The sequence below is a fragment of the Aquabacterium sp. genome, assembly GCF_048860245.1.
GTDB lineage: Bacteria > Pseudomonadota > Gammaproteobacteria > Burkholderiales > Burkholderiaceae_C > Aquabacterium.
On the sequence record NZ_JBLIZW010000085.1, the window covers coordinates 21,478 to 31,424 of the forward strand.

The 9,947-nt window shown below is 61.7% G+C and carries 8 protein-coding genes; 3 read left to right on the top strand and 5 right to left on the bottom strand.

What is annotated here, in order from left to right:
* Positions 1-3 precede the first annotated feature (3 nt).
* Together ACMV18_RS09855 and ACMV18_RS09860 are read right to left on the bottom strand one after the other, a co-directional pair.
* On the bottom strand, positions 4-909 hold the full coding sequence (locus ACMV18_RS09855; RefSeq protein WP_420817692.1) for a bestrophin family protein: 906 nt from the start codon (positions 907-909) through the stop codon (positions 4-6).
* Positions 910-987: 78 nt separating this feature from the next.
* On the bottom strand, positions 988-2,277 hold the full coding sequence (locus ACMV18_RS09860; protein ID WP_420817693.1) for an O-acetylhomoserine aminocarboxypropyltransferase/cysteine synthase family protein: 1,290 nt from the start codon (positions 2,275-2,277) through the stop codon (positions 988-990).
* A gap of 259 nt (positions 2,278-2,536) precedes the next feature.
* Here ACMV18_RS09860 and ACMV18_RS09865 point away from each other — a divergent pair, with 259 nt between their 5' ends.
* Together ACMV18_RS09865 and ACMV18_RS09870 are read left to right on the top strand one after the other, a co-directional pair.
* Positions 2,537-6,088 (top strand): indolepyruvate ferredoxin oxidoreductase family protein, encoded by a 3,552-nt coding sequence (locus ACMV18_RS09865; protein WP_420817694.1) that lies wholly within the window; start codon positions 2,537-2,539, stop codon positions 6,086-6,088.
* Positions 6,089-6,130: 42 nt separating this feature from the next.
* Positions 6,131-7,183 carry an RNA methyltransferase gene (locus tag ACMV18_RS09870; RefSeq protein ID WP_420817695.1) on the top strand — a complete coding sequence of 351 codons (1,053 nt, stop codon included), beginning with the start codon at positions 6,131-6,133 and terminating at the stop codon, positions 7,181-7,183.
* Here ACMV18_RS09870 and ACMV18_RS09875 read toward each other — a convergent pair.
* Entirely contained in the window at positions 7,180-7,701 is a 522-nt protein-coding gene (locus ACMV18_RS09875; protein ID WP_420817696.1) for a DUF2314 domain-containing protein, read from the bottom strand. The genes ACMV18_RS09870 and ACMV18_RS09875 overlap by 4 nt on opposite strands.
* A gap of 111 nt (positions 7,702-7,812) precedes the next feature.
* On the opposite strand from ACMV18_RS09875, the gene ACMV18_RS09880 reads away from it, so the two are divergent.
* A complete protein-coding gene (locus ACMV18_RS09880) occupies positions 7,813-8,697 on the top strand; it encodes a L,D-transpeptidase (RefSeq protein ID WP_420817697.1) in 885 nt (294 codons plus the stop codon).
* A gap of 1 nt (position 8,698) precedes the next feature.
* On the opposite strand, the gene ybiB is transcribed toward ACMV18_RS09880, so the two are convergent.
* Both ybiB and ACMV18_RS09890 read right to left on the bottom strand, forming a co-directional pair.
* Complete coding sequence (ybiB, locus tag ACMV18_RS09885) at positions 8,699-9,649, bottom strand: DNA-binding protein YbiB (protein ID WP_420817698.1); 951 nt, start codon at positions 9,647-9,649, stop codon at positions 8,699-8,701.
* A gap of 78 nt (positions 9,650-9,727) precedes the next feature.
* The coding region (locus tag ACMV18_RS09890) for a transposase (protein WP_420817699.1) at positions 9,728-9,947 on the bottom strand (220 nt) is incomplete at its 5' end.

Consider the following 9,947-nt stretch of genomic DNA (forward strand, 5'->3'; position numbering starts at 1 on the left):
GCGTCAATTCAGAATGTGATCGACCGGCTGGGGCAGGGGGGGCAGATCGCGGTCGCCCAGCATCTCCAGCACCGCACTTTCAATGCCGATGGCCATGGCCCCCAAGGCCAGGTCGTTGGGCATGGTGCCGAAGGGCTCTTCGATTTCGTCGCTGAGCGCCTCGATGGCAAAGAAGGTGTAGGCCACGAAGGCCACCATCAGTGGCGTCATGATGCCGATGGAGTCCAGCAGGCCGAAGGGCAGCATCAGGCAGTACATGTACACCGTGCGGTGCAGGATCACCGAGTAGGTGAAGGGCAGTGGCGTGTAAGCAATGCGCTCGCAGCCACCGTATGCGTCGTTCAAGCCGTTCAGCGAGTTGTCCAGTTGGGTGGCCAGCATGGACGACATGCGGCCAGCTTCCCGCTCTTGCCGAACCAGGTCGGACAACCACATCAGAATCCGCAATGGAGGATTGCGGCGGTGCGCGAGGTCGGCCAACACGGCTTCGGGCAGCAGTCGCGCCATGTCTGCGCGGGGATCGGTGTTGCGCAGTTGGTGTCGGGTGGCGTGTACAAATGCGGCCAGCCCCTGGACGAAGGTGCGCGGTTCGTTGCCACCGAAAGAGACGTACTGACGACAGGCATTGCGGCTGTCGGTCAGCAGTTTGCCCCAGAGCTTGCGCGCCTCCCAGTAGCGGTCATAACTGGCACTGTTGCGAAAGCCCAAGAAGATGGCCAGCGCCACGCCCACCAAAGAAAATGGCACGGCGGTGAGGGTGACTTTCCAGTGCAGCAATTCGCCGTGAAAGATCACCACCAGGATGGAAATCAGGGTGGTGACCAGCAACTGCGGCACGATCTTGTGAATGATGGAGCCGCGCCACACAAAGAGCATGAAGAGCCAGTTGGGGCGGGGGCGAACAATCACAAGTCACCTTTTTAGGGAGCGGGTCGAAAGGGGCGCTCATTGTGTCACTGGGCCAGCGGCCCAGTGAACAGGTGCGGCTTACTTGGCCGCGTCCAGTGCCTGGCTCAGGTCAGCCAACAGGTCATCGATGTGTTCGATGCCCACGCACAGACGGACGGTGTCTTCCGTCACACCGGCCTTGGCCAGTTCTTCGGGCGACAGCTGACGGTGCGTGGTGGATGCTGGGTGGGTGGCCAGCGAGCGCACGTCGCCGATGTTGACCAGACGGGTGAAGAGCTTGAGTGCGTCGAGGAAGCGGGCACCGCCTTCACGGCCGCCGGGTACACCGAAGGTCAGCAAGCCCGAGGCCTGGCCCGACAGGTACTTTTGCACCAGTGCGTGGTCAGGATGGTCTGGCAGGCCAGCGTAGTTCACCCAATTCACGTTGGGGTGGGCCTTCAGGAACTCGGCCACCTTCAGCGTGTTGCTGCTGATGCGGTCCATGCGCAGGCCCAGCGTTTCGATGCCTTGCAGGATCAGGAAGGAGTTGAAGGGCGAAATGGCAGCGCCCGTGTTACGCAGGGGCACCACGCGGGCACGACCGATGTAGGCCGCTGCGCCCAGCGCTTCGGTGTACACCACGCCGTGGTACGAAGGATCAGGCTCGTTCAGGCGCTTGAAGCGGGCTTTGTGCTCGGCCCAGGGGAACTTGCCCGAGTCGATGATGGCGCCACCCAGGCTGTTGCCGTGGCCGCCCATGTACTTGGTCAGCGACTGCACCACGATGTCCGCACCGTGTTCGATGGGGCGGCACAGGTAAGGCGACGGTACGGTGTTGTCCACGATCAGTGGCACGCCGTTGCGGTGTGCAATTTCAGCGATCTTGGCGATGTCGGTCACGTTGCCGGCAGGGTTGCCCAGCGACTCGACATAGATGGCCTTGGTGCGTTCGTCGATCAGCGCCTCGAAGCTCTCGGGGCTGCGGTGGTCGGCAAAGCGTGTGGTGATGCCGTACTGCGGCAGCGTGTGGGCCAGCAGGTTGAAGGTGCCACCGTACAGGGCGGTCGACGACACGATGTTGTCACCGGCTTCGGCAATCGTCTGAATGGCGTAAGTGATGGCCGCTTGACCCGATGCCAGCGCCAGCGCCCCGATACCGCCTTCCAGGGCGGCCACACGGGCTTCCAGCACGCTTTGCGTGGGGTTCATGATGCGGGTGTAGATGTTGCCTGGCACCTTCAGGTCAAACAGGTCCGCACCGTGCTGGGCGCTGTCAAAAGCGTAGGCGACGGTTTGGTAGATGGGCACTGCCACCGACTTGGTGGTGGGATCAGGGCTGTAGCCGGCATGAACCGACAGGGTCTCAAACTTCCAGTTGGAATCACTCATGCGAGTCTCCTGGTGCAGGTGTTGTGTAAGAAAGTCAGCAGCTTAAGCGCAGTCGCTCATGCAGTTCAAGCTCGTTATTTGCCGTGCCTCATGACATAAACGCATGAAGGTTCACACGTGGCGCAGCTGACTCGGTAGAAACCAGCGCACTGTACACAAAGCGGCGACCTAAACTGAAAGCGGCTCAGGTTCGTTGTCGCCAGACTGCCCGGACTCACAAGGCCCCATGCAGCGAAGCGGCATACCGGCGGAGGTCGATATGAATGCGCCCATCCCTGCAGAGGTTCTACAGGCCCTGGCATCTTTGTCACTGGACGACAAGTACGCACTGGAGCGCGGCCGCGCTTTCATGAGCGGCATTCAGGCCTTGGTGCGGCTGCCCATCCTGCAGCAGACGAGAGACCACATGGCGGGTCATCGTACGGCCGGCTTCGTGAGTGGCTATCGCGGCTCACCGTTGGGGGGCTACGACCAGGCCTTGTGGCAGGCCAAGTCACATCTGGCAGCGCACCACATCGTTTTCCAACCCGGCGTCAATGAAGAACTGGCCGCGACGGCGGTCTGGGGCTCTCAACAACTTGGTTTGACACCTGGACCTCATCGCTTTGATGGGGTGTTTGGCCTTTGGTATGGCAAGGGCCCAGGCGTGGATCGCAGTGCCGATGTGCTCAAACATGCCAACATGGCCGGCACCGCTCGTCTTGGTGGGGTGTTGGCCGTGGCCGGGGATGACCACGTCGCCCGCAGCTCGTCTGTGGCCCATCAGAGTGACCACATTTTCAAGGCATGTGGATTGCCGGTCTTTTTTCCCAGTAGCGTGCAGGAGATCCTGGATCTGGGGCTGCACGCCCTGGCCATGAGTCGCTATGCCGGTTTGTGGTGTGGATTCAAGACCATTCAGGAGGTGGTGGAGTCCTCCAGCACGGTGTCGGTGGATCCTGATCGGGTCCACATCGTCTTGCCCGAGGATTTCGACATGCCACCCGACGGCCTTCACATTCGCTGGCCCGACACGCCGCTGGCGCAAGAGGCGCGTCTGATGGACTACAAGTGGTATGCCGCGCTGGCTTATGTCAGGGCCAACCGCTTGAATCGAACCGTTCTGGACAGCCACCATGCGCGCCTGGGCCTGATCGCCAGCGGCAAGGCTTACAACGACCTTCGCCAGGCGCTGCACGACCTTGGCCTGGACGATGAAGCCTGCCGACGCATTGGCCTGCGGGTACACAAGGTGTCGGTGGTGTGGCCACTGGAGGCCAGCATCACACGGGAGTTCGCTACAGGACTGCAAGAGATTCTGGTGATCGAAGAGAAGCGCCAGGTCATCGAGTACCAGCTCAAGGAAGAGTTGTACAACTGGCGGGAGGATGTGCGACCCAACGTACTGGGCAAGTTTGCCGAGCCCGAGGGTGACATCACGGGGGGCGAATGGTCCATGCCCAATCCTGCGACGCGCTGGTTGCTGCGGGCCAAGGCTGACTTGAATCCGGCGCTGATTGCCCGAGCCGTGGCGCAGCGCATCGACAAGCTCAATTTGTTGCGAGACGCCGAGCCCGCACTGCGCCAACGGATTGCCGAGCGCCTTCACGTCATCGAGGCCAAGGAGCGGGCATTGCAAAGCGGTGCTGCCGCAGCCGTGGAACGCCCCCCGTGGTTCTGCAGTGGCTGCCCACACAACACGTCCACCCGCTTGCCAGATGGCTCGCGTGCCATGGCCGGCATCGGGTGCCACTACATGGCCATGTGGATGAATCGGCAAACGAGCATGTTTTCGCAAATGGGCGGGGAGGGCGTCGCGTGGGTGGGGCAAGCCCCTTTCACGGACGAGTCGCACGTGTTCGCGAACCTGGGCGACGGCACCTACTTTCATTCGGGCGTGTTGGCCATTCGTCAGGCCTTGGCGGCCAAGGTGAACATCACCTACAAGATCCTGTACAACGATGCCGTGGCCATGACGGGTGGGCAGCCCGTTGACGGGACGCTCTCCGTCAGCGCCATGACGCGAGAGTTGCAGGCCGAGGGAGTGCGGCAGATCGTTGTGGTGTCGGACGAGCCTGAGAAGTATCAGTTGATGACGGATCTGGCGCCAGGCGTGGTCGTGCGTCATCGGGATCAACTGGATGACGTGCAGCGCCAACTCCGAGACACCCTCGGTTGCACCGTGTTGATCTATGACCAGACCTGCGCCACTGAAAAGCGCCGTCGCCGCAAGCGCGGCAAGCTACCAGCTTTGACACGTCGCGTCGTGATCAATGAGCAGGTGTGCGAAGGATGCGGTGACTGCGCGGTGCAGTCGAATTGCCTGAGCGTGGAGCCGGTCGACACGCCGCTGGGACGCAAGCGGCGCATCAATCAAAGCAGCTGCAATCAGGATTTCTCGTGTCTGAAGGGGCTCTGTCCCAGTCTGGTCACCGTCGATGGGGGACGCTTGCGTAAGCCCGAACCCGCGCCGGGCATGCCTGCGTTGGCCAATTTGCCCCCTATCCCGGAGCCTGATCTGCCGTCTTGCGAGCAAGCATTCGGCATTGTGGCCGCAGGCATTGGCGGCACGGGTGTCATCACCATCGGGCAGCTGTTGGGCATGGCTGCGCATCTCGAAGGCAAGGGCATCATGGTTCAAGATGCCGCTGGGTTGGCGCAAAAAGGCGGCGCGACCTGGAGCCACATCCAGATTGCCTCGCATCAGCGCGCCATTTTCACCACCCGCGTGGCAATGGCGGAGGCGGATCTGGTGCTCGCCTGTGATCCGATCGTGGCTGCCCAAGATGCGACCGTGTCGCTCATGCGAGAGGGGCGCACCCATGTGGCCTTGAATGTGCATGCCAGCCCGACGGCGGCGCTCATGCAGCAACCGGATTGGCAGTTTCCTTCCGCCGAATGCCACGCCGCGCTGGAAGCAGCGGTGGGTGCCGAGCGGGTGAAGCGAATTGACAGCGTGGCCTTGGCCGAGCGTGTACTGGGCGATGCCATCTACGCCAATCCCTTGATGCTTGGTTTTGCCTGGCAAGCCGGGTGGATTCCGCTGGGGCTTGCAACGCTGATGCGCGCCATCGAATTGAATGGTGTGCAAGTGGATCGGAACAAGCAGGCATTCGAGTGGGGGCGCCGTGCCGCGCACGATCCCTTATCGGTTGCACGATGGACCACACCGGAAAAGAAGGTGACATGGCACGGGGCTCGCAGCACTTGGCACCCGGAAGATCTGGACGCCTTGATGGCACAGCACGAGTCTTGGTTGACGCAGTATCAAGGGCCAGCCTGGGCGCAACGCTATCGGGACGTCATGTCACGTGTGCGGCAGGCTGAGCAACCGCTGGGCTCGAACAAGCTGTCGCTGGCGGTGGCCAGGAGCCTGTTCAGACTGATGGCTGTGAAGGATGAGTATGAGGTTGCCCGCCTGTTGACGAGCCCTGAATTCATGTCGCAAGTGGATGGCATGTTTGAGGGCAACTGGCGTTTGACCTTCCATCTGGCGCCGCCGTTTCTCACGCCGGACGGAGAGCGTCCGCATAAGCACGAATGGGGGCCAGGCTCGGTGTGGCTGCTCAAGGCCATGGCGCACATGCGCCATGTGCGTGGCACGTGGCTGGACCCACTACGCTGGACTAAAGAGCATCGCGACAACCGCGCGCTGCTGTCCCACTACCTGAGCCAAATCGAGCATGTGCTGAGTGTGTTGAACAAGGGCAATGTGGCTTGGGCATGCCAGATGGCGGCGGTGCCGGACATGATCCGTGGCTACGGCGTGGTGCGTGCCGACAGTGCCAAGAAAGCGCTGGAAGCGTGGCGTGCTTTGCGGGCGCAGTCTTGAGGCGCGAATGCCCCTACACTGGCGCCTCATTTTTGCTGACCCATGCGCATTGAGACCATCCGCCAGCGCCTGCGTGATTTAGGCGCCAAACCGATCCACGAGCAACGTGTGTTGCGTCTGTGGGCGCAAGCCTTGCCGCAAGACAGCGGTCGACGTCGTGTGGAAGATTTTCTGCCCCAAGAGGTCCGCGAAGGCTTGCCGCAGATCGAGTCCGATCTGAAAGGCTTGGCCAGCCTGGTGTCGCAGCATCCTGGTGAGGACGGATCGGCCCGATTGCTGGTCAGACTCCAAGATGGCCAGACGGCAGAAAGTGTGCTCTTGCCTCGCGACGGTTTGTGCGTCTCCACGCAAATCGGATGCGCCGTGGGGTGCGTGTTTTGCATGACCGGCAAGGAGGGGTTGATCCGCCAATTGGGCAGCGCTGAAATCGTGGCGCAAGTGGCGTTGGCCCGGCAACTGCGGCCGGTCAAGAAAGTCGTGTTCATGGGGATGGGGGAGCCCGCCCACAACCTTGACAACGTGCTGGAAGCCATTGACTTGCTCGGAACGGTGGGCAACATCGGTCACAAAAACCTCGTGTTTTCCACGGTTGGCGACCATCGTGCCTTCGAGCGATTGCCGCAGGGGCGGGTGAAGCCGGCATTGGCACTCTCCTTGCACACGACCCGTGCGCAACTGCGTGAGCAACTGTTGCCACGCGCCCCCCGGATGACGCCAGAAGAACTGGTGGAGGCGGGTGAACGCTATGCCCGAGCCACGGGTTACCCCATCCAGTATCAGTGGACCCTGATCGAAGGGTTGAACGACACGCCAGAAGAGCTGGATGGCATCGTGCGTTTGCTCAAGGGCAAGTACGCCTTGATGAACATGATCCCGTACAACGCTGTGCCCGAGCTGCCCTATCAGCGTCCAGCCTGGGAAAAAGCTGCTGCCATTGCGCGCACTCTTCACCAGCGTGGCATCTTGACCAAGCTGCGGCAGTCAGCAGGGCAGGATGTGGATGGGGGCTGCGGCCAGCTTCGAGCGCGCGAAAAGCTCACTCGCCAGAGCAAGGCGCAGCCCATCCAGATCGTGCGACCTGAAGCGTCTGCTTAACGACGGCAGTCGAGGCCGAAACGCTTCTTCAACTCGGGAATGTCGCCTGGTGACTCTTTCAGGGCCATGGCGCAGGTGGTGAAGTTTCCGTACATGACCTTCTTGGAGGTGTCGACATACATCCAGTCGGCAATATCAGCCCGGGTGAAGGTCACGGTTTGGGCCACGGTCACCTTCTTGAGGAAACGGGGTACAGCGTTCACCGTGCCCGAGAAGTTGTTGCCGGTTCGCTTAAAGGGCAGGATCCAGATGTATTCCTGAACATCGCCTTCGCGAATGACCACACGCAGTGCCGCGTTGGTGATGGCTGGGTTGCCCGACTCGGCTGTTTTCAGAAAGCCATTGAGCGACGCGCGAGCCCGAATGAAGGCCTGTTTCATCAACGGGTCGGCATCGTCGATGTCAACGATGCGGGCCGGCTTGGCTGCAGGCGACGATGCCGCACTGGTTTGTGCCCCAACGCTGGTCATGGTCAAACCAAGGGCCGCAGCCCACAACAACGAATTCAGACGGCGCATGTTCAGCAACGGTGGTACAGATGCGCTGCAGTGTAGGAGCCACCTGGTGCCGTCCTCATAGGGATCATTACCGTGGGCCCCTTGCCTGAGGGGGCAGCGCACAATGTCGCCATGAACATCAGCCCCCGTCTTGTGCACGCCGTGCGCCCATCGACATTGCATCGTCGCCTTGCCGCATGGTGTGGGGTGACGCTGCGCGTGCTGAGCATCGTGGTCTGCGCGCTGTCGGCTGTTTCGGGGCATGCGCAGCGCTTGGAGTTGGCGCCCGGGGTCACGCCTGCTGTGTCTGACGGTGAAGTGGCGCGGATGATGTTGGGTTTTCGGCGCCTGGTCACGCATGCCGTGTCACCGGACCCATTGATGCTGGCCGCCTTGCAATCTGCAGCGCAGGCCACCTTCGAGCGGGAAGGGCGGGCGTGGCCAGAGGGGCAGTTGTTGGTGCTTGTGGATCGACATCCCAAAGTGCAACTCCTGGTCGTCGCTTTGGCCCAAGCCGATGGTGGATGGCTGGTGGTTGGGACTGCCAAAGTGAGCACAGGCCGGCCCGGTGAGTTTGATCACTACTTCACGCCAACCGGCTTGTACGAGCACGGCCCCAACGTTGGGAGCTTTCGTGCGGAGGGGACCTTCAACAGCAACCACATCCGTGGCTATGGCCTGAAGGGCATGCGGATATTTGACCTCGGGTGGGTGCAGGCCACGAAAGCATGGGGAGCAGGGGGGCTGAACACCATCCGGTTGCAGATTCACGCGACGGACCCCGTGCTGGAGGCACGGCTTGGACGCCCTGCATCAAAGGGCTGCATCCGCATTGATGCGGGCCTCAACCGATTTCTCGATGAGTACGGTGTCCTGGATGGTGCCTTTGAACAGTGGCACGACGAGACGGGCCAACACCCGTGGTTCTGGTTGACAGAGCGACGCCCCACACCCTGGTCTGGGCGCTGGGTGGTGATCGTCGATGTGGCACCGATCGCTGACGTGCGTCAGCCTTGAGTCAGCTGGAAATGGCCTGCAAGGCTGCCACCAGGCATGAGGCCTGGGCGCCAATCGACTCCGGCAGCGCGGTCTGCCCTGAGGCGATGCTGGCGATGTAGCGGGCCGTGTCGTCAGGGGACGAGGTCTCGGGGAGTTGCGGCAGGCTGGTCAGCACCCCCTCTTGTGTGGCGCGGCTGAGTTCGGCTTGTCTTTGCCCACCAAGGAAGACGTCGAATTTCGGCTGTCGGCGTGCATCGGCCACCGGCTCACCTTCTGTGCCACGCATGAGCAGGGCGTTGGCTTGCGTGAGCGCCAGAAAATCAGTCAAAGAGTGCGCGTACTCGGGGTGCGTGTGATTCACGACCCGCATGCTGGGAACGTGGCCCGCCGCAAACGGGTCCAGCAACTTGGCGACGGTGTGCCCCGGATTGCGCAAGCCAATCGTCCAGCGGACGGCCAACAACTTGGCCAAAGGCGGACACAACACTTCGGTGGCCATGAAAGCAGGCTGCCCGCTCTCCCATGCGCGTTGCACGTCATCCGAGGAGGTCGCGATGGGCATGTTGGCCGCTTGAAAAACCTGCGCTGTTGTCACCCGTGTGGGGTCCTGCATGGGGCCATGCACCAGCACGCTCACGCCTTGGCGTGCCAAGGCTTGGGCCAACAACGCGGTCAGATTCGGCAGCTTGCGCGCGCCGTTGTAAGAGGGGAGCACCACGATGCCGGCTTTGGCCGCCTGCGCACAGTCCACCAGTGTCAGGCCGCGCGCGATGGTGGCTTTCACAAAGCCTTTGAGTTCTTCGGCTGTTTCGCCCTTGATCCGCATGGCCAGGCAAAAGGCGCCAATTTCCAGGTCTGTGACGTTCCCATCCAGAATCTGCCCCATCAGATCCTCCGCCTGATCGGCGGTCAATGGTCGTGCGCCGTCTTTGCCGCGGCCAATTTCCTTGATGTAGGGTGCGATGCTCATAGGGGACGTCTCAGAAAACGGAAAATAAAGCACGGCGGTCTCAAATCTGAAGTGCAACACCCGGCCATGTTGAACAGATCAATGGATTGTGGCCTGAGCCATTTCAGAGGCCCCTTGGATGAGGTCCCGAAAGGCCTGAATGGGGCTGCGCCAGTTTAGCGTCTGGCGCGGCCGGTTGTTCAAAAGATCGGCAATCGAGTCGAGCGCCACCTGGTCGTGGACGGACAGGTCCGTGCCCTTCGGAAGCATTTGTCGCAGCAGTCCGTTTGTGTTTTCACAGGTGCCTCGCTGCCAAGGG